24 protein-coding genes and 1 pseudogene are annotated in these 19113 nt (G+C 58.9%); 13 read left to right on the plus strand and 12 right to left on the minus strand.

Annotated features, from left to right (window positions below; all coding sequences use genetic code 11):
- Window positions 1–32: 32 nt before the first annotated feature.
- Window positions 33–554: a ribosome biogenesis factor YjgA gene (gene yjgA / locus AC3IUA_RS05090; protein ID WP_489359417.1), complete on the minus strand. Its 522-nt coding sequence runs from the start codon at window positions 552–554 to the stop codon at window positions 33–35.
- Between the two features lie 108 nt (window positions 555–662).
- Between yjgA and pmbA the strand changes: the two genes are divergently transcribed.
- On the plus strand, window positions 663–2009 hold the full coding sequence (gene pmbA / locus AC3IUA_RS05095) for a metalloprotease PmbA (RefSeq protein ID WP_489359418.1): 1347 nt from the start codon (window positions 663–665) through the stop codon (window positions 2007–2009).
- A 227-nt stretch (window positions 2010–2236) separates the two neighbouring features.
- Window positions 2237–2380, plus strand: a pseudogene (aspA, locus tag AC3IUA_RS05100) (aspartate ammonia-lyase); the annotation flags it as partial.
- Window positions 2381–2426: 46 nt separating this feature from the next.
- Here aspA and AC3IUA_RS05105 read toward each other — a convergent pair.
- The 10 genes from AC3IUA_RS05105 to AC3IUA_RS05150 form a co-directional block, all read right to left on the minus strand.
- A complete protein-coding gene (locus AC3IUA_RS05105) occupies window positions 2427–2702 on the minus strand; it encodes an HPr family phosphocarrier protein (RefSeq protein WP_489359419.1) in 276 nt (91 codons plus the stop codon).
- A gap of 15 nt (window positions 2703–2717) precedes the next feature.
- A complete protein-coding gene (rapZ, locus tag AC3IUA_RS05110; protein ID WP_489359421.1) occupies window positions 2718–3575 on the minus strand; it encodes an RNase adapter RapZ in 858 nt (285 codons plus the stop codon).
- Window positions 3576–3577: 2 nt separating this feature from the next.
- A complete protein-coding gene (gene ptsN / locus AC3IUA_RS05115) occupies window positions 3578–4042 on the minus strand; it encodes a PTS IIA-like nitrogen regulatory protein PtsN (protein WP_489359422.1) in 465 nt (154 codons plus the stop codon).
- 12 nt (window positions 4043–4054) lie between these two features.
- A complete protein-coding gene (gene hpf / locus AC3IUA_RS05120) occupies window positions 4055–4363 on the minus strand; it encodes a ribosome hibernation-promoting factor, HPF/YfiA family (protein ID WP_489359423.1) in 309 nt (102 codons plus the stop codon).
- A 117-nt stretch (window positions 4364–4480) separates the two neighbouring features.
- Window positions 4481–5974 carry an RNA polymerase factor sigma-54 gene (locus tag AC3IUA_RS05125; RefSeq protein WP_489359424.1) on the minus strand — a complete coding sequence of 498 codons (1494 nt, stop codon included), beginning with the start codon at window positions 5972–5974 and terminating at the stop codon, window positions 4481–4483.
- Window positions 5975–6195: 221 nt separating this feature from the next.
- Window positions 6196–6921 (minus strand): LPS export ABC transporter ATP-binding protein, encoded by a 726-nt coding sequence (gene lptB / locus AC3IUA_RS05130; protein WP_489359425.1) that lies wholly within the window; start codon window positions 6919–6921, stop codon window positions 6196–6198.
- Window positions 6921–7466 (minus strand): lipopolysaccharide transport periplasmic protein LptA, encoded by a 546-nt coding sequence (lptA, locus tag AC3IUA_RS05135; protein WP_489359426.1) that lies wholly within the window; start codon window positions 7464–7466, stop codon window positions 6921–6923. The genes lptB and lptA overlap by 1 nt, the downstream gene beginning before the upstream one ends.
- The gene (gene lptC, locus AC3IUA_RS05140) at window positions 7453–8025 is read right to left on the minus strand and encodes an LPS export ABC transporter periplasmic protein LptC (protein ID WP_489359427.1); all 573 of its coding nucleotides are present in this window, start codon (window positions 8023–8025) and stop codon (window positions 7453–7455) included. Before lptC ends, lptA begins: the two co-directional genes overlap by 14 nt.
- An 8-nt stretch (window positions 8026–8033) precedes the next feature.
- Entirely contained in the window at window positions 8034–8558 is a 525-nt protein-coding gene (locus AC3IUA_RS05145; protein ID WP_150805862.1) for a KdsC family phosphatase, read from the minus strand.
- The gene (locus AC3IUA_RS05150) at window positions 8558–9532 is read right to left on the minus strand and encodes a KpsF/GutQ family sugar-phosphate isomerase (protein WP_489359428.1); all 975 of its coding nucleotides are present in this window, start codon (window positions 9530–9532) and stop codon (window positions 8558–8560) included. The genes AC3IUA_RS05145 and AC3IUA_RS05150 overlap by 1 nt, the downstream gene beginning before the upstream one ends.
- On the opposite strand from AC3IUA_RS05150, the gene AC3IUA_RS05155 reads away from it, so the two are divergent.
- The 11 genes from AC3IUA_RS05155 (at window position 9531) to hisC (ending at window position 17784) form a co-directional block, all read left to right on the plus strand.
- Window positions 9531–9719, plus strand: coding sequence for a hypothetical protein (locus AC3IUA_RS05155; RefSeq protein WP_489359430.1), 189 nt, complete (start codon window positions 9531–9533; stop codon window positions 9717–9719). The two genes, AC3IUA_RS05150 and AC3IUA_RS05155, sit on opposite strands and share 2 nt — an antisense overlap.
- Window positions 9720–9808: 89 nt before the next feature.
- Entirely contained in the window at window positions 9809–10618 is an 810-nt protein-coding gene (locus AC3IUA_RS05160; RefSeq protein ID WP_489359431.1) for an ATP-binding cassette domain-containing protein, read from the plus strand.
- The gene (gene mlaE / locus AC3IUA_RS05165; RefSeq protein ID WP_489359432.1) at window positions 10618–11415 is read left to right on the plus strand and encodes a lipid asymmetry maintenance ABC transporter permease subunit MlaE; all 798 of its coding nucleotides are present in this window, start codon (window positions 10618–10620) and stop codon (window positions 11413–11415) included. Before AC3IUA_RS05160 ends, mlaE begins: the two co-directional genes overlap by 1 nt.
- Window positions 11415–11882 carry an outer membrane lipid asymmetry maintenance protein MlaD gene (gene mlaD, locus AC3IUA_RS05170; RefSeq protein WP_489359433.1) on the plus strand — a complete coding sequence of 156 codons (468 nt, stop codon included), beginning with the start codon at window positions 11415–11417 and terminating at the stop codon, window positions 11880–11882. The genes mlaE and mlaD overlap by 1 nt, the downstream gene beginning before the upstream one ends.
- 10 nt (window positions 11883–11892) lie before the next feature.
- Window positions 11893–12546, plus strand: a complete 654-nt coding sequence (locus tag AC3IUA_RS05175; protein WP_489359434.1) for an MlaC/ttg2D family ABC transporter substrate-binding protein — start codon at window positions 11893–11895, stop codon at window positions 12544–12546.
- Window positions 12543–12848, plus strand: coding sequence for an STAS domain-containing protein (locus tag AC3IUA_RS05180; RefSeq protein WP_489359435.1), 306 nt, complete (start codon window positions 12543–12545; stop codon window positions 12846–12848). Before AC3IUA_RS05175 ends, AC3IUA_RS05180 begins: the two co-directional genes overlap by 4 nt.
- 114 nt (window positions 12849–12962) lie before the next feature.
- Window positions 12963–13214, plus strand: a complete 252-nt coding sequence (locus tag AC3IUA_RS05185) for a BolA family protein (protein ID WP_095077854.1) — start codon at window positions 12963–12965, stop codon at window positions 13212–13214.
- Between the two features lie 22 nt (window positions 13215–13236).
- Window positions 13237–14502, plus strand: coding sequence for a UDP-N-acetylglucosamine 1-carboxyvinyltransferase (gene murA, locus AC3IUA_RS05190; RefSeq protein ID WP_150805871.1), 1266 nt, complete (start codon window positions 13237–13239; stop codon window positions 14500–14502).
- 128 nt (window positions 14503–14630) lie between these two features.
- Window positions 14631–15266 (plus strand): ATP phosphoribosyltransferase, encoded by a 636-nt coding sequence (gene hisG, locus AC3IUA_RS05195; RefSeq protein WP_489359436.1) that lies wholly within the window; start codon window positions 14631–14633, stop codon window positions 15264–15266.
- 125 nt (window positions 15267–15391) lie between these two features.
- Complete coding sequence (gene hisD / locus AC3IUA_RS05200; protein ID WP_489359437.1) at window positions 15392–16729, plus strand: histidinol dehydrogenase; 1338 nt, start codon at window positions 15392–15394, stop codon at window positions 16727–16729.
- Between the two features lie 2 nt (window positions 16730–16731).
- A complete protein-coding gene (hisC, locus tag AC3IUA_RS05205; protein WP_489359438.1) occupies window positions 16732–17784 on the plus strand; it encodes a histidinol-phosphate transaminase in 1053 nt (350 codons plus the stop codon).
- Window positions 17785–17917: 133 nt separating this feature from the next.
- Here the strand turns inward: hisC and algW are convergent, their stop codons facing one another.
- On the minus strand, window positions 17918–19078 hold the full coding sequence (gene algW / locus AC3IUA_RS05210) for a Do family serine endopeptidase AlgW (RefSeq protein ID WP_489359439.1): 1161 nt from the start codon (window positions 19076–19078) through the stop codon (window positions 17918–17920).
- Window positions 19079–19113 lie beyond the last annotated feature (35 nt).

Genomic DNA, 19113 nt, shown 5'->3' on the forward strand with positions numbered 1-19113 from the left:
GCAACGCGGTGCAACCCACCCGAGGGCGAAGACTAACGCAGACCGCGTTGAGTTTCGTCCAGCTCACGGATGTACTTGAAGATTTTTCGGCTGGCAGCAGGTGGCTTGTTTTGCGCAAGCTCATGCTGGGCCTGACGGATCAGGGAGCGCAGTTGCTGGCGATCCGCGTCCGGGTAATCGACGACGAATTTCTCCAGGACGCCGTCATCGCCCGCGATCAAACGATCGCGCCAGCGTTCCAGGCCGTGGAAACGTTCGTTGTACTGGCGAGTGGAGGCATCGAGTTGATCGAGCAAGACCAGAATGGCGTCAGTGTCCTGATCGCGCATCAGTTTGCCGATGAACATGAGGTGCCGTTTGCGCGCGATATTCGCGGTGTGCTTCGGCGCATCGTGCAGAGCCCGGCGCAGGGCGTCGGTCAATGGCAGTTTTGCCAGCAAGTCAGGCTTGAGTGTTGTAAGGCGCTCGCCGAGGTCAACCAGAGCATGCAGCTCGCGTTTGACCTGGGATTTGCTTTTCTCCCCATCGAGGGAGTCGTCGTAAGAATCAACCATGGTGGCAGTCCGCAAAGAAACGCCGCCATGATAACCAGTCGGGGGCCGCTTGTCCGGCCCGGTCGCTCGAAGGCCTTAACCGAAAGCAGAATTTGAGTGGAGAAAACCATGAGTGCAGCAGAAAGCGTCGGCCCACAAGCTTTGCCGGCACTGCAGGAACAAGTCGAGCAGATCATCGCTGAAGCCAAGCGCCAAGGCGCCAGCGCCTGCGAAGTCGCGGTGTCTCTGGAGCAGGGTCTGTCGACGACGGTTCGCCAGCGGGAAGTCGAAACCGTTGAGTTCAACCGTGACCAGGGCTTTGGCATCACCTTGTATGTTGGCCAGCGCAAAGGCTCGGCCAGCACTTCGGCCAGCGGTCCGGAGGCGATTCGCGAAACTGTCGCCGCTGCACTGGCCATCGCCAAACATACCTCGGAAGACGAGTGCGCAGGGCTGGCCGATGCCGCCTTGATGGCCAAGGACGTGCAGGACTTTGACCTGTTCCACGCCTGGGACATTACCCCGGAACAAGCCATCGAGCAGGCTTTGACCTGTGAGGCGGCGGCGTTTGCCACCGACAGCCGGATCAAGAACGCCGATGGCACTACCCTGAGTACCCATCAGGGCTGCCGGGTGTATGGCAACAGCCATGGGTTTGTCGGCGGTTATGCGTCGACCCGGCACAGCCTGAGTTGCGTGATGATTGCCGAAGCCGACGGTCAGATGCAGCGCGATTACTGGTATGACGTGAATCGCCAGGGCGAACTGCTGGCTGATCCGGTCAGCATCGGCCAGCGAGCCGCGCAACGAGCGGCCAGCCGTCTGGGCGCGCGTCCGGTCCCGACCTGCGAGGTGCCAGTGCTGTTTTCAGCAGAATTGGCCGGAGGGCTGTTCGGCAGTTTCCTTGGGGCAATTTCCGGTGGCAACCTGTACCGTAAGTCGTCGTTCCTCGAAGGCACGCTGGGGCAGCGGTTGTTTCCTGAGTGGCTGACCCTGGATGAACGCCCGCACTTGATGCGTGGTCTGGCCAGTTCGGCGTTCGATGGCGACGGTCTGGCGACTTACGCCAAGCCTTTCGTCGAGAATGGCCATTTGGTGTCTTACGTGCTGGGCACGTACTCCGGTCGAAAGCTGGGCATGCCAAGCACCGCCAACGCCGGCGGCGTGCACAACCTGTTCGTCACCCACGGCGACGAGGACCAGACCGCCTTGCTGCGTCGCATGGGGCGTGGGTTGTTTGTCACCGAATTGATGGGCCAGGGCTTGAACATGGTGACGGGTGACTATTCCCGTGGTGCGGCAGGGTACTGGGTAGAGAACGGCGAGATCCAGTTTTCCGTGCAGGAAGTGACCATCGCCGGCAACATGCGCGACATGTTCCAGCAGATTATCGCGGTCGGTAATGACCTGGAGATGCGTAGCAATATTCGTACGGGCTCGGTGTTGATCGAGCGGATGACGGTCGCCGGTAGCTAAACGGCTACAGCTTCAAAAGGAAGGCGTGTCACCCAGTGGGTGACGCGCTTTTTTTTTTTGTGTGTGGGGGGGGGAATTGAGGTGAGCCGGAAAAGATCGCAGCCTCGCTTCGCTCGACAGCTCCTACGGATTGGCGTTCACACCGGATGTGTGTCGGTCCCGGCTCATGTAGGAGCTGCCGCAGGCTGCGATCTTTTGATTTTGTTCAGGCTTGTTTTGATTCTCACACCGCCCTCAATCCGATCATTGGTTACCAAAAGGCAGCAGAGATCGCCAAGCAGGCCTATCAACAGGGGCGACCGGTTATCGATGTGGACACCGCATTCACTGATTTCACGACTGCTGTGCCCGAGCGCGGACCGGTCGGCGGGAGCAAGCTCCCTCGCCACAAAAAGCCCTCTGAACACAGATTGTGTACTACTCGCCTTCGTCAAAGTAGCGGTTGATCAGATCGACCAGTGCATCCAGCGCTTCCTGTTCTTGCTCGCCTTCAGTGGCCAGATGGATTTTGGTGCCTTTGCCAGCAGCCAGCATCATCATGGCCATGATGCTTTTGCCGTCGACCGTGGATTCGGGTGTGCGTCCTACTCTGATCGTGCAATCCTTGAACTGACCGGCGACTCCTACGAATTTGGCAGACGCCCGGGCATGCAGGCCCAACTTGTTGATGATTTCAATTTCCAGAGCGGGCATCGCGGTGTGGATCCTTTAGCTAAGGTCGCGGTGGCGAACCTGGACATTCTTCAGGGATTTTTGCAGGACCTGGCCCAGACGTTCGGTCAGGTAGACGGAGCGGTGATGCCCGCCGGTGCAGCCAATGGCGATGGTGACGTAGGCACGGTTGCTGGCGGCGAAACGAGGCAGCCACTTCATCAGGTACGTAGAGATATCCTGGAACATTTCTTCAACATCCGGTTGCGCGGCCAGATACTCGGCTACCGGCTGATCCAGCCCGGATTGCTCGCGTAGTTCGGGTTTCCAGTAGGGATTGGGCAGGCAACGCACGTCGAACACCAGGTCGGCATCGACCGGCATGCCACGCTTGAAGCCAAAGGACTCGACCAGAAACGCCGTCCCCGGCTCCGGCTGGTTCAACAGGCGCAGCTTGATGGTGTCACGCAGTTGATACAGGTTCAGGTTGGTGGTGTTGACCTTCAGGTCTGCAAGGTCGGCAATCGGCCCCAGCAGATTGGTTTCATCGCGAATGGCTTCGGCCAGCGAGCGCTGGGCATTGCTCAGCGGGTGGCGCCGACGGGTTTCCGAAAAGCGCTTGAGCAGGGTTTCTTCGTCGGCGTCCAGATACAGCACATCGCATTGGATGTGTCGGCTGCGCACTTCTTCGAGCAATTGCGGGAAGCGTGTCAGGTGACTGGGCAGGTTGCGCGCATCGATCGAGACGGCGACCAGCGGCTGCGCCAGTTCCGTGTGAATCAACGCGCGCTCGGCCAACTCCGGAAGCAGCCCGGCCGGCAGGTTATCGATGCAGTAATAGCCACTGTCCTCTAGTACATCGAGGGCGGTGCTTTTACCCGAGCCGGACCGGCCGCTGACGATGATCAAGCGCATGATTAACTACCGTTCTGCTCATCCAGGACAACCTGGTACAGGGCTTCATTGGTTAAGGCGCTGCGAAGTTTTTCGCGCACTTCCTTGCGGTCAAGCATGCTGGCTATCTGCCGAAGCAGTTCCAGGTGCGCATCGGTAGCGGCTTCCGGCACCAGCAGGACAAACAGCAGGTCGACCGGGGCGCCATCGATGGCGTCGAAATCTATGGGGGCGTCCAGGTGCATCAAGGCACTGATGGGCGAGGTGCAACCTTTGAGGCGGCAGTGGGGGATGGCGATGCCGTTGCCAAAACCGGTGGAACCGAGTTTTTCACGGGCAATCAGACTCTCGAATACATCTTGCATCTCCAGATCCGGCACTTCGCGGTGGATAAGGTTGGCAATTTGCTCGAGTGCGCGCTTTTTACTGCCGCCCGGCACGTTCACCAAAGAACGGCCGGGGGTCAGGATATTTTCAAGTCGGATCATGGGTTGGGAGTGTTAACGACCTGTTGCGCCCTGGAGGAGGCTCTGGGTCTTTTCCTTATGCTTTTTGAGTTGGCGATCCAGTTTGTCGGTGAGCAGGTCGATCGCAGCATACATGTCGTCATGTTCTGCGTTAGCGACCACTTCACCGCCGTGGATATGCAAGGTGGCTTCGATTTTCTGCTTCAGCTTTTCGACCGTCATCGTGACTTGCACGTTGGTGATCTTGTCGAAGTGCCTTTCCAGTCGGTCGAGTTTTTCGCCGATGTAGGTGCGCAGGGGTTCGGTCACTTCCAATTGGTGTCCACTGATGTTGACTTGCATACAGCTTCTCCTTCGTTGCCAGTGCATAAGGCGGCAGGCTGGCTTGCCTGCCACTAGGCTGTGTCCGAAAACTCACTGAGCTTCAGAACACACCCTGGAACGCTGTGGCGTGGCCCGTTACATCAACCGCTTGCGTTCGCTCGAAGGCGCGATTCCAAGGGATTCGCGGTACTTGGCGACGGTGCGGCGGGCTACCTGAATGCCTTGTGCCTCCAGTAAACCAGCGATCTTGCTGTCACTCAACGGCTTTTTCTGATTTTCCGCGGCAACCAGTTTTTTGATGATCGCGCGAATCGCTGTGGACGAGCATTCACCGCCTTCGGAGGTGCTGACGTGGCTGGAGAAAAAGTATTTCAGTTCGTAGATACCGCGCGGGGTATGCATGAATTTCTGGGTAGTCACCCGGGAAATCGTCGACTCGTGCATGCCGACTGCTTCGGCGATGTCATGCAGGACCAGCGGTTTCATCGCTTCATCGCCGTATTCGAGAAAGCCGCGCTGGTGCTCGACGATCTGGGTAGCGACTTTCATCAGGGTTTCATTACGGCTTTGCAGGCTTTTGATGAACCAGCGCGCTTCCTGCAACTGGTTACGCATGAAGGTGTTGTCGGCGCTGGTGTCGGCGCGGCGGACGAAACCGGCGTACTGCGGGTTGACCCGCAGGCGTGGCACGGACTCCTGATTCAGTTCCACCAGCCAGCGCTCGTTGTCCTTGCGCACGATCACGTCGGGGACGACGTATTCAGCTTCAGTTGACTCGATTTGCGAGCCAGGGCGCGGGTTGAGGCTTTGCACCAGTTCGATGATCTGCCGCAGTTCGTCTTCCTTGAGCTTCATGCGGCGCATCAGCTGGCTGTAATCGCGGCTGCCAAGCAGTTCGATGAAGTCCGTGACCAGGCGCTTGGCCTCGGCCAGCCAAGGGGTCTTGGCTGGCAGTTGACGCAGTTGCAGCAGCAGGCACTCGCCCAGGTTGCGCGCGCCGATACCGGCCGGCTCGAATTGCTGGATGCGATGCAGGACCGCCTCGATCTCGTCCAGTTCGATGTCCAGCTCCGGATCGAAGGCTTCGAGAATCTCCTCGAGGGTTTCGTCCAGGTAGCCCTGATTGTTGATGCAATCGATCAGCGTCACGGCAATCAGGCGATCGGTGTCGGACATCGGCGCCAGGTTCAGTTGCCAGAGCAAATGGCTCTGCAGGCTCTCGCCGGCGGATGTACGGGTGGTGAAATCCCACTCGTCGTCATCGTTGCTCGGCAGGCTGCTGGCGCTGGTCTGGTAAACGTCTTCCCAGGCGGTGTCGACCGGCAGTTCATTAGGAATGCGCTCGTTCCAGTCACCTTCCTCGAGGTTGTCCACCGTCGGGGCGGTTTCCTGATAGGAGGGTTCCTGAACATCGGCATTGGGTTTCTGCTCGATGTTGTCGGCCAGAGGGTCGGCGTTATCGAAGTCGTCGCCTTCTTCCTGGCGTTCGAGCATAGGATTGGACTCCAGGGCCTCCTGGATTTCCTGTTGCAGGTCCAGGGTCGACAATTGGAGCAGGCGGATGGCCTGTTGCAGCTGCGGTGTCATCGTCAGCTGCTGGCCCATTCTCAAGACTAGCGATGGTTTCATGGCAGGGGCTTAACACCTTATTCGCCGGCGCGCATGCGCCATCCACTACAGGGCGCCGGAGCGCCAAACATAAGCAAATTATATGCCTGAAACTGCAGTGTTTGCCTAGAGCGCTGTAACAATAAAAATTAACAAGGTTTCATTGACATCGGCGCTCTGACGATAGCTGAAATCGTCCAGAGTGCTTTTGAGGTGCCTGCGTCAACCAAACCGCTCAATGCTTACAGGCGGAACTCATGCCCCAGATAGACTTCCTTCACCAGTTCGTTGGCCAGGATGGTCTCGGAGTCGCCTTCGGCGATCAGTTGACCGTCGTTGACGATGTAGGCAGTCTCGCAGATATCCAGGGTTTCACGGACGTTGTGGTCGGTGATCAGAACGCCGATACCCTTGGCCTTCAAGTGATGAATGATCTGCTTGATATCGCCTACCGAAATCGGGTCTACGCCGGCGAAAGGTTCGTCGAGCAGGATGAATTTCGGCGCGGTAGCCAGTGCGCGGGCGATTTCCACTCGGCGACGTTCGCCACCGGACAGGCTCATGCCGAGGTTGTCGCGGATGTGGTGAATATGGAATTCCTGCAGCAGGCTTTCCAGCTCCTGGCGACGCCCGGCCTTGTCGAGTTCCTTGCGGGTCTCGAGGATGGCCATGATGTTGTCGGCGACCGATAGTTTGCGGAAGATCGACGCTTCTTGCGGCAGATAACCGATGCCGGCCCGTGCGCGACCGTGCATCGGTTGGTGGCTGACGTCCAGATCATCGATCAATACCCGACCCTGATCGGCCTGGACCAGGCCGACGATCATGTAGAAACAGGTGGTCTTGCCGGCGCCGTTCGGACCGAGCAGGCCGACGATCTGACCGCTGTCGATCGACAGGCTGACGTCGCGCACGACCTGGCGGCTCTTGTAGCTCTTGGCCAGATGCTGAGCTTTCAGAGTTGCCATTACGGGGCCTTTTGCTCGTCGGTTTTCTTCTTCGGCTGGATCACCATATCGATCCGCGGACGGGGCGCGGTCACCGTAGTGCCGGTGGCGCGACCGGCATTGGCAACCTGGCGCTTGGTGTCGTAGACGATTTTTTCGCCTTCGGTGGTGTTGCCTTCGTTGATCACTTTGGCCTTGTCGATCAGCACGACGCGATCTTGCGAAGCGTGGTACTGGATGGTCACGGCATAGGCCTTGACCGGCTCGGTATCGCCAGGCTTCTGCAGCTGTTCGAAGTAAGCCAGGTTGCCGACGGAGGTGACCACGTCGATCTCGCCCGAAGCTGCGCGGGTGATGGTCACGGTGTTGCCGGTGATCTTCATCGAACCCTGGGTGATGATCACATCGCCCTTGTAAGTGGCAATGCCTTGCTTGTCATCCAGTTGGGCGTCGTCGGCCTGAATGCGGATTGGTTGCTGGCTATCAGTCGGCAGAGCCCAGGCGCTCGCGCTTCCCAGTGCTGCGCTCAGGCTGAGCAAAATAGGGAGGGTTTTAACGAGACTCATACTGTCCTCTTACGTTCGATAGCAGGTGTATCCTGCTCTCTTTCAAATACGCTTTCATGCCCTTGCCAGTCGACACGCCACCAGCGCCGTCGATTCTAACGGCTTGCTCGGTTTGCGCATATTGCTTCTGAGGGAATACGGTCATGCGACTACTGGTAATAATCGTCGCACGGTTTTTCTCGTCGGTACGTGCGATACGTACCGAGTCGATCAGTTCGACTTCGGTGCCGCCAGGATTGACCTCGCCACGCTCACTCTGGACGTGCCAGGGGTAAGCCGTGCCGCGATACAGGTTCAGGTCGGGTTTGGTCAGCAACGTCACGTCGGTTGCTTTCAGGTGTTCGACTTTGTCGGCAGTCATTTCGTACTGCAACTTGCCGTCGGGCAGGAACTGCACGCTGTGGGCGTTGAGGGCGTAGTAGTCAATGGCAGTTGCATCGACGACCGCCGTCGGCCGCTCCATGAAGCGTTGCGGGCTGATGTTCCAGTAGCCCACGGCCGCAAACACTGCGGCAATGGCTGCGAACATCAAAATGTTACGAACTTTTTTACTCAGCATAGGTGGCTCTACAGGTAAGCGGCGTTGGCTGCTTCAAGATTGCCTTGGGCGCGCAGGATCAACTCGCAAAATTCGCGTGCAGCCCCTTCGCCGCCACGGGCCTGGGTAATGCCGTGTGCATGTTCGCGGACAAAGCTGGCAGCGCTGGCGACTGCCATGCCCAGGCCTACGCGACGAATCACCGGCAGGTCGGGCAGGTCGTCACCGAGGTAGGCGACTTGTTCATAGCTTAGGTTGAGTTGAGCAAGAAGCTCGTCGAGTACCACCAGTTTGTCTTCGCGGCCCTGATATAAATGAGGGATTCCGAGATTTTTCGCCCGGCGCTCGACCACCGGGGTTTTTCGGCCGCTGATAATAGCCGTCTGCACGCCCGTTGCCATCAGCATTTTGATGCCCTGGCCGTCGAGCGTGTTGAACGTCTTGAACTCGCTGCCGTCTTCGAGAAAGTACAGGCGGCCATCGGTCAGCACGCCGTCGACGTCGAAAACCGCCAGTTTGATGTTTTTGCCGCGTTGCAAAAGATCGGTGCTCATTACATTACTCCCGCACGCAGCAAGTCGTGCATATTCAGGGCGCCAACCGGCCGGTCATCGGCATCGACCACCACCAGGGCGTTGATTTTATTGTCTTCCATGATTTTCAAAGCTTCGGCTGCGAGCATTTCGGCGCGCGCGGTCTTGCCGTGAGCTGTCATCACTTCATCGATAGTGGCGCTGTGGATGTCAATGGTGCGGTCCAGCGTGCGGCGCAAGTCACCATCCGTGAAAATCCCCGCCAGACGTCCGTCGGCCTCGAGCACCACGGTCATGCCCAGACCTTTGCGAGTCATTTCCATCAAGGCGTCTTTGAGCAAGGTGCCGCGCTGCACGTGTGGCAGTTCCTTCCCTGCGTGCATGACATTTTCCACTTTCAGCAGCAAGCGACGACCCAGGGCGCCGCCCGGATGGGAAAAGGCGAAATCTTCGGCGGTGAAGCCCCGTGCTTCAAGCAGGGCGACCGCCAGTGCGTCGCCCATCACCAGCGCAGCGGTGGTCGAAGAGGTCGGCGCCAGATTCAGCGGGCAGGCTTCGTGCTCGACATGGACATTGAGATTGACCTCGGCAGCCTTGGCCAGCGCTGAGTCGGGGTTGCCGGTCATGCTGATCAACTGAATGCCCAGGCGCTTGATCAGGGGCAATAGTGTGATGATTTCATTGGTGGAGCCGGAGTTGGACAGCGCGAGGATGATGTCATCCCGGGTAATCATGCCCATGTCACCGTGGCTGGCTTCAGCCGGGTGGACGAAAAATGCCGTAGTGCCGGTGCTGGCCAGGGTGGCGGCTATCTTGCTGCCGATGTGCCCGGATTTACCCATGCCCACCACTACTATGCGGCCTTTGCTGGCCAGAATCATCTCGCAAGCGCGTACGAAATCTGCATCGATATGGGCCAGCAAGCCTTGTACGGCTTCAAGCTCGAGGCGGATGGTGCGTTGTGCTGATTGAATCAGGTCGCTGGATTGGCTCATGACAGAAGTCGAATACCCTGATGAAAAGGCGGCGATTATAGCGGTAATGATCGATTCCCTCACGCAAGTTCGTCAGGCTTTGTGTGGCTGGTTTTGCCGAACCGCTCTATTAAGCCGCTTTTTGCCTGTCTTGTTGCTGAACAGGCATGGCTTCGGCCTTGGGGGCTCTGCATCAGCAGTGATATAGTTCGCCGCCAGTTCGGCCTGCCCAGGATCTATGTGCTTTTGGTAGGGAGCCAGGCGTCCGAGTGAGAGGCTGCATCGCAAGGAGTTTAGATGAGTGCCGATAACGCCTACGCGGTCGAGCTGAAGGGGCTGTCCTTCAAGCGCGGTGCGCGCAGCATTTTCAATAACATCGATATTCGCATACCGCGGGGCAAGGTCACCGGCATCATGGGACCTTCCGGCTGCGGTAAAACCACACTGCTGCGGCTGATGGGCGCGCAGTTGCGGCCCAGCAGCGGCGAAGTCTGGGTCAACGGCCAGAACCTGCCGCAGCTTTCGCGCAGCGATCTGTTCGATGCGCGCAAGCAAATGGGGGTGTTGTTTCAAAGCGGCGCACTGTTCACGGATCTGGACGTGTTCGAGAACGTCGCCTTTCCGCTGCGCGTTCACACCCAATTACCGGATGAAATGATCCGCGACATCGTCTTGCTCAAATTGCAGGCGGTTGGGCTGCGTGGCGCCATCGATCTGATGCCGGACGAATTGTCGGGCGGCATGAAGCGTCGCGTCGCCCTGGCACGAGCCATTGCCCTCGATCCGCAGATCCTTATGTACGACGAGCCCTTTGTCGGTCAGGACCCTATCGCCATGGGCGTGCTGGTGCGCCTGATCCGCTTGCTCAACGATGCCCTGGGGATCACCAGTATCGTGGTTTCCCACGACCTGGCCGAGACCGCGAGCATTGCCGACTATCTGTATGTGGTTGGCGATGAGCAGGTGTTGGGACAGGGGACTCCCGAAGAGTTGATGAACTCCGACAACCCACGCATTCGTCAATTCATGACCGGCGAACCGGATGGCCCGGTCCCGTTTCACTTTACGGCGCCGGATTACCGCGCAGATCTTCTGGGGAAGCGCTGATGCGCAAGAAATCACTGATTGAGAGGGTTCGCCTCTTCGGTCGCTCGGCCATCGACATTGTCGAGGTGCTGGGGCGTTCGGCGCTGTTTCTGTTTCACGCGCTGCTCGGACGCGGCAGCATCGGCGGCGGGTTTGGCCTGCTGGTCAAGCAACTGCATGCGGTCGGCGTGATGTCCCTGGTGATCATTGTGGTCTCCGGGATTTTCATCGGCATGGTTCTGGCGCTGCAAGGCTTCAATATCCTGTCCGGCTACGGTTCGGAACAGGCGGTCGGGCAGATGGTTGCGCTGACCCTGCTGCGCGAGTTGGGACCGGTGGTCACGGCCTTGCTGTTCGCCGGGCGGGCCGGTTCGGCCCTGACCGCCGAAATCGGCAACATGAAATCCACCGAGCAGCTCTCCAGTCTGGAAATGATTGGCGTGGATCCGCTCAAGTACATCATTGCCCCACGCCTCTGGGCCGGTTTCATTTCCCTGCCGTTGCTGGCGATGATTTTCAGCGTGGTAGGCATCTGGGGCGGCTCCTGGGTGGCCGTCGACTGGCTGGGCGTGTATGAAGGTTCTTACTGGTCGAACATGCAAAATAGCGTGACGTTCGGCGACGATGTGCTCAATGGTGTGATCAAAAGCATCGTTTTTGCCTTTGTAGTGACCTGGATTGCCGTATTCCAAGGCTATGACTGCGAGCCCACCTCCGAGGGGATCAGTCGTGCCACCACCAAGACCGTGGTGTATGCCTCATTGGCCATTTTGGGCCTGGACTTTATTTTGACCGCCTTGATGTTTGGAGATTTCTGATGCAAAACCGCACCCTGGAAATCGGTGTCGGCCTTTTCTTGCTGGCTGGCATCCTGGCTTTGTTGTTGCTTGCGTTGCGGGTCAGTGGTCTGTCCCCGACGTCGAGCACCGACAGCTATAAACTTTATGCGTATTTCGACAATATCGCCGGTTTGACGGTCAGATCCAAAGTGACCATGGCCGGTGTGACTATCGGCAAGGTCACGGCTATCGATCTGGATCGCGACAGTTTCACCGGTCGGGTCACGCTGCAACTGGAAAAACGGGTAGATAATCTGCCGACGGACTCCACTGCATCGATCCTGACCTCTGGGCTGTTGGGTGAGAAGTACATCGGTCTCAGCGTGGGCGGGGAGGAGACCCTGCTCAAGGATGGTTCGACCATCCATGACACCCAGTCATCGCTGGTGCTCGAAGACCTGATCGGTAAATTCCTGCTCAATACCGTTAGCAAAGACGCCAAATGAGGAATTTTTCATGATCTCTATCTTACGACGTGGCCTGTTGGTATTACTCGCGGCCTTGCCGTTGATGGCTAACGCCGTGGCTGCACCTTCCGCGCACGATCTGGTACAGGACACCACTACCCGGTTGCTGGCCGATCTGGCTGCCAATAAAGAGAAGTACAAACACAGCCCGAGTGCGTTCTACGATGCCTTGAACGGTATCGTCGGCCCTGCGATCGATGCCGATGGCATTTCCCGCAGCATCATGACGGTCAAGTATTCGCGTAAAGCCACGCCGGACCAGATGGCGCGTTTTCAGGACAACTTCAAGCGCAGCCTGATGCAGTTCTATGGCAACGCCTTGCTCGAATACAACAACCAGGGCATCACGGTTTCCCCTGCCAAGGAAGAAGGCAAGGACCGCACCAGCGTCGATATGCAGGTCAAGGGCAACAACGGCTCGATCTACCCGGTTTCCTACACCTTGACCAAAATCAACGGTGAATGGAAAGTCCGCAACGTGATCATCAACGGCATCAATATTGGCAAGCTGTTCCGTGATCAGTTCGCTGACGCCATGCAGCGCAATGGCAACGACCTGGACAAGACCATCGATAGTTGGGCCGGTGAAGTCGCCAAAGCCAAGGAAAAGACCGAAGAATCCACCGAGAAGACTGTGCAATGAATGAGTCGGCTGTCCGTATGGGCGCAGCTGGCGAGCTGTTGCTCAGTGGCGTGCTGGATTACCGCAGCGGTCCCGATCTGCGCAAGGAAGGCCAGGCCTTGATCAAAGCCAGTACGGCAGAGTCCCTGGTTGTCGATTGCTCGGCGGTGCAGAAGTCCAGCAGCGTCGGTCTGTCGCTGTTGCTGGCCTTCATGCGTGATGCGCAAGCGGCCGGCAAGGCGTTGAGCGTCCGGGCGCTACCCGACGATATGCGTGAAATTGCTCAGGTCAGCGGTTTGACCGAGCTGTTGGCGCATCCCTAACTATCATCTATAGAGAGGCCCCCCGTCAGAGTCCTGCTTAGCGGGGTTCGCAGGCGCGGGGCTTTTTTGTATGATGTCCGACCCGCGCGCACAGGGCGCCGATTGAGGTTGAGCATGCAGGCCAACGAAGTGAAGAGCTTCCTTGAAGGAAAGCTGTCCGAGACTCTTTTATCAGTGCAGGTAGAAGTTGAGGGCGAAGGCTGCAATTTTCAGCTGAACGTGATTAGTGACGAACTGGTGGCTTTGAGCCCGGTCAAGCGTCAGCAGAGCATCTATGCCCATTTGAACCCATGGATCGCCGATGGCAGCATCCACGCGGTCACTATGAAATTTTTCAGCAGCGCGGCCTGGGCCGAGCGCACCTGAGCCCAAGGGCGACGAGATTCTTATGGATAAATTGATTATTACCGGCGGGGCTCGTCTTGATGGCGAAATCCGCATCTCCGGGGCAAAGAACTCAGCCCTGCCGATTCTGGCTGCAACCTTGCTGTGCGATGGCCCGGTGACGGTCGCCAACCTGCCGCACCTGCACGACATCACCACCATGATCGAGCTGTTCGGTCGCATGGGCATTGAGCCGGTGATCGACGAAAAACTCAGCGTCGAAATCGATCCACGCACCATCAAGACGTTGATCGCACCGTACGAACTGGTGAAAACCATGCGTGCCTCGATCCTGGTGCTAGGCCCGATGGTTGCCCGTTTCGGTGAAGCCGAAGTCGCACTGCCTGGCGGTTGCGCCATTGGCTCGCGTCCGGTCGACCTGCACATCCGTGGCCTCGAAGCCATGGGCGCAATCATTGACGTCGAAGGCGGCTACATCAAGGCCAAGGCGCCTGAAGGCGGCTTGCGCGGTGCGCACTTCTTCTTCGATACCGTCAGTGTGACCGGTACCGAAAACATCATGATGGCCGCCGCTCTGGCCAAGGGCCGCAGCGTTCTGGCAAATGCCGCTCGCGAGCCTGAAGTCATTGACCTGGCGAACTTCCTGATCGCCATGGGCGCCAAGATCACCGGCGCCGGCACCGACACCATTACCATCGATGGCGTCGAGCGTCTGCACCCGACCACTTACAAAGTGATGCCTGACCGTATCGAAACCGGGACCTACCTGGTTGCTGCTGCCGTGACCGGCGGGCGCGTGAAGGTCAAGGATACCGATCCGACCATCCTTGAAGCCGTACTGGAAAAACTCAAGGAAGCCGGTGCCGAAATCACCTGCGGTGAAGACTGGATCGAGCTGAACATGCACGGCAAGCGGCCAAAAGCCGTTAATATCCGTACAGCTCCGTACCCGGCGTTCCCGACGGACATGCAGGCGCAGTTCATCTCGCTCAACGCGATCGCCGAAGGCACTGGCGCGGTAATCGAGACCATCTTCGAAAACCGCTTCATGCACGTGTATGAATTGCACCGCATGGGCGCCAAGATCCAGGTCGAAGGCAACACCGCGATCGTTACCGGCACCGAAAAGCTCAAAGGCGCGCCAGTCATGGCGACCGACCTGCGGGCTTCGGCCAGCCTGGTCATCTCGGCACTGATCGCCGAAGGCGACACGCTGATCGATCGCATCTACCACATAGATCGTGGTTACGAGTGCATCGAAGAGAAACTGCAGATGCTCGGCGCGAAGATCCGCCGCGTACCGGGCTAGTTTCTGCTGCATGGGCGCAGGGAAGCGCCCGCTGGTTTCGTTTCAAGTCGAGGGTGTTGCACCCTCGATGTGTGCCCGGCGCCGTTTGCGACCGGGCATGAGTATCCTGATAAGGACTTACGTTTCCCATGTTGACCATCGCACTGTCCAAGGGCCGCATCCTCGACGACACCCTGCCGCTTCTGGCTGAAGCGGGCATTGTGCCGACCGAGAATCCGGACAAGAGCCGCAAGTTGATCATCCCCACGACCCAGGCCGATGTGCGCTTGCTGATCGTGCGTGCCACCGATGTGCCGACTTACGTCGAGCATGGTGCCGCCGACCTCGGTGTGGCCGGTAAAGATGTGTTGATGGAATATGGTGGCCAGGGCCTCTACGAGCCCCTGGACCTGCGAATTGCCCTGTGCAAGCTGATGACCGCCGGTAAAGTCGGCGCGGTCGAGCCCAAAGGTCGTCTGCGTATCGCCACCAAGTTCGTCAACGTTGCCAAGCGCTACTACGCCGAACAGGGCCGTCAGGTCGACATCATCAAGCTCTATGGCTCGATGGAGCTGGCGCCGCTGATCGGTCTGGCCGACAAGATCATCGACGTGGTCGATACCGGCAACACCCTGCGCGCCAATGGCCTGGAACCCCAGGACTTCATTGCCGACATCAGCTCCCGGCTGATCGTCAACAAAGCTTCGATGAAAATGCAGCACGATCGTATCCAGGCGTTGATCGACACCCTGCGCAAGGCAGTGGAGTCTCGACACCGCGGCTGATTCACCTGCGCGACCTTGAGTCGCGCCCGTCTATCCGCCTCATAGCCAGAATTCTCAGGTGCCCAAGCGGATTGGATAGTAGCTTAGGGCGCCTGAGTTTTTGCCAATCCTATGAGGCTCTCGCTATGACCGCACCGACTGCAATTCGCCGACTCAACGCTGCTGACCCGGATTTCGCGCATCATCTGGATCATCTGCTGAGCTGGGAAAGTGTGTCTGACGACTCGGTCAATCAGCGAGTGCTGGACATCATCAAGGCCGTGCGCGAACGCGGCGATGCGGCGCTGGTGGAATTCACCCAGAAGTTCGACAGCCTGGAAGTCGCGTCCATGGCGGACCTGATCCTGCCTCGCGAACGCCTGGAACTGGCCCTGACGCGGATCACCGTGCCCCAGCGCGAAGCCCTGGAAAAGGCTGCGGCCCGAGTACGTAGCTACCACGAAAAACAGAAACAGGACTCCTGGAGCTACACCGAAGCCGACGGCACGGTGCTGGGCCAGAAGGTCACACCGCTGGATCGCGCCGGTCTGTACGTACCGGGCGGCAAAGCGTCGTACCCGTCATCGGTGCTCATGAACGCGATTCCGGCCAAGGTTGCCGGCGTGACCGAAGTGGTCATGGTGGTGCCGACCCCGCGTGGTGAAATCAATGAGCTGGTGCTGGCCGCGGCCTGCATCTCCGGTGTCGACCGGGTGTTCACCATCGGTGGCGCCCAGGCGGTTGCCGCGTTGGCGTACGGCACCGAAAGCGTGCCCAAGGTCGACAAGGTGGTCGGCCCCGGCAATATCTATGTGGCCACCGCCAAGCGTCACGTATTCGGCCAGGTCGGTATCGACATGATCGCCGGTCCGTCCGAGATCCTGGTGGTCTGCGACGGTCAGACCGATCCGGACTGGATCGCCATGGACCTGTTCTCCCAGGCCGAGCACGATGAAGATGCCCAGGCGATCCTGGTCAGCCCGGATGGGGCGTTCCTCGACAAGGTCGCGGCGAGCATCGCCAAACTGCTGCCGACCATGGAGCGCGCCGAGATCATCGAGACCTCGATCAACGGCCGTGGTGCGTTGATTCAGGTCCGCGACATGCAACAGGCCATCGAAGTGGCCAACCGCATTGCCCCGGAACACCTGGAATTGTCGGTCGCCGATCCGCAAGCCTGGTTGCCGCAGATCCGCCACGCCGGCGCGATCTTCATGGGTCGTCACACTTCAGAAGCCTTGGGCGACTACTGTGCAGGTCCGAACCACGTGTTGCCGACTTCCGGCACTGCGCGCTTCTCCTCGCCGCTGGGTGTGTACGACTTCCAGAAACGCTCTTCGATCATCTTTTGCTCCGAGCAGGGCGCGTCCGAACTGGGCAAAACCGCTTCCGTGCTGGCCCGTGGCGAGTCGCTGACCGCTCACGCCCGCAGCGCCGAATACCGCATCGTCGACGACCTCTCTCTTGAAGGGCAAGGAAACTGAACATGAGTAAATTCTGGAGCCCATTCGTCAAGAATCTGGTGCCTTACGTTCCGGGCGAACAGCCGAAACTGGCGAAGCTGGTAAAGCTCAACACCAACGAAAACCCGTACGGACCATCGCCTAAAGCCCTGGCGGCGATGCAGACCGAACTCAATGACAACCTGCGTCTGTACCCGGACCCGAACAGTGATGTGCTGAAACAAGCCGTTGCCAGGTACTACGGCGTGCAGGGCAATCAGGTGTTTCTCGGCAATGGTTCCGATGAAGTCCTGGCGCACATCTTCCACGGCTTGCTGCAACACGATCAGCCGCTGCTGTTCCCGGACATCAGCTACAGCTTCTACCCGGTTTACTGCGGGTTGTATGGCATCAAGTTTGATACCGTGCCGCTGAACGAGCAGTTCCAGATCAACCCGGAAGACTACGCCAAGCCGAACGGCGGGATCATTTTCCCGAATCCGAACGCCCCGACCGGTTGCCTGTTGGCGCTGGACGCAGTCGAGCAAATCCTCAAGGCCAGCCCGGATTCGGTGGTGGTGGTCGATGAAGCCTACATCGACTTCGGTGGCGAGACGGCGATCAGCCTGGTGGATCGTTATCCGAATCTTCTGGTGACCCAGACCTTGTCCAAATCGCGCTCCCTGGCGGGCCTGCGGGTCGGTCTGGCAGTCGGCCATCCAGACCTTATCGAGGCGCTGGAGCGGATCAAGAACAGCTTCAACTCCTACCCGCTGGATCGTCTGGCGATTGTGGGCGCGGCGGCGGCGTTCGAGGATCGCGAGTACTTCGACAAGACTTGTCAGTTGGTTATCGACAGCCGTGAACAGGTGGTTGCTCAACTGACCGCGAAGGGTTTCGAGGTGCTGCCGTCAGCGGCGAACTTCATCTTCGCCCGTCATCCACAGCACGATGCGGCTGGCCTGGCGGCTAAGTTGCGCGAGCAGGGGGTGATTGTCCGTCACTTCAAACAGGAGCGGATCGCCCAGTTCCTGCGGATCAGCATCGGCACGCCGGAGCAGAACCAGGCGTTGATCGATGGTCTGGGCGACCTCTAAACCTATATCGCGAGCAAGTCGGATCGCCGCACTGCCCGCGTTGCCACATCATCTTTGGGGTGCTCGAATCGTGCCAACCATTTGACCCGAACCTTGCGTTTGCCCGGTGAGGGTCAAGACGGTATCTACGGGTTTATTCCTGCTCTTTGACGGGAGTAGTTGCGGGCGGTGGACGCAGACCAATCTCCGCGGTGAGCTTGAGTTCCTTGCCGTTGCGCATGACCTGGATGCTGACCTTGTCGGTCGGCTTGATCCGCGCCACCTGGTTCATCGAGCGGCGTCCGTCGCCGGCCGGTTCGCCGTCGATGCTGAGGATCACGTCACCCAGTTGCAGGCCGGCCTTCTGTGCTGGACCGTCGCGGAAAATCCCGGCGACCACGATGCCCGGGCGCCCGGAGAGGCCAAAGGATTCTGCCAGTTCCTGGCTCAAGGGCTGCACTTCAATACCGAGCCAGCCGCGGATGACCTGGCCGTGCTCGATGATCGATTTCATCACCTCCATGGCCAGCTTGATCGGGATTGCGAATCCAATGCCCTGGGAGCCGCCGGACTTGGAGAAGATCGCCGTGTTGACCCCGGTCAGGTTGCCATTGGCGTCTACCAGCGCACCTCCGGAGTTGCCCGGGTTGATCGCGGCGTCGGTCTGAATGAAGTCTTCGTAGTTGTTCAGGCCCAACTGGTTTCGCCCGGTGGCGCTGATAATGCCCATGGTGACGGTCTGGCCTACGCCGAACGGGTTGCCGATGGCCAGCGCGACATCGCCGATGCGGATGTTGTCGGAGCGGCCAACGGTGATCGAAGGCAAGTTCTTCAGATCGATTTTCAGTACCGCCAGGTCTGTTTCCGGGTCGCTGCCGATCACCCGCGCCAGGGTTTCGCGACCATCCTTGAGCGCCACCACGATCTGGTCGGCGCCGCTGGTGACATGGTTGTTGGTCAGCAGGTAGCCTTCAGGGCTCATGATCACGCCCGAGCCGAGGCTGGACTCCATGCGCTTCTGCTTGGGCAGGTTATCGCCGAAGAAGCGTCGGAACTGCGGATCCTCGAACAATGGATGGCTGGGTTTGTTGATCACCTTGGTGGTGTACAGGTTGACCACCGCCGGCGCGGCGATGGTTACCGCGTCGGCGTAGGACACGGGGCCCTGCTGGGCCAGGGTAGTTTGCGGGGCTTGCTGCAGGTTGACGTCAAGGCTTGGCAGCCCCACCCACTGCGGATAACGCTGAATAATCAGCAACGCGATAAGCACGCCGGCCAACAGCGGCCAGCCAAAAAAACGCAGCGCCTTGAGCATTAAGCAAGTCCTGAGAGGTTGCAGGGGGTGTGAGA

The sequence above is a fragment of the Pseudomonas sp. KH_050 genome (assembly GCF_057838875.1).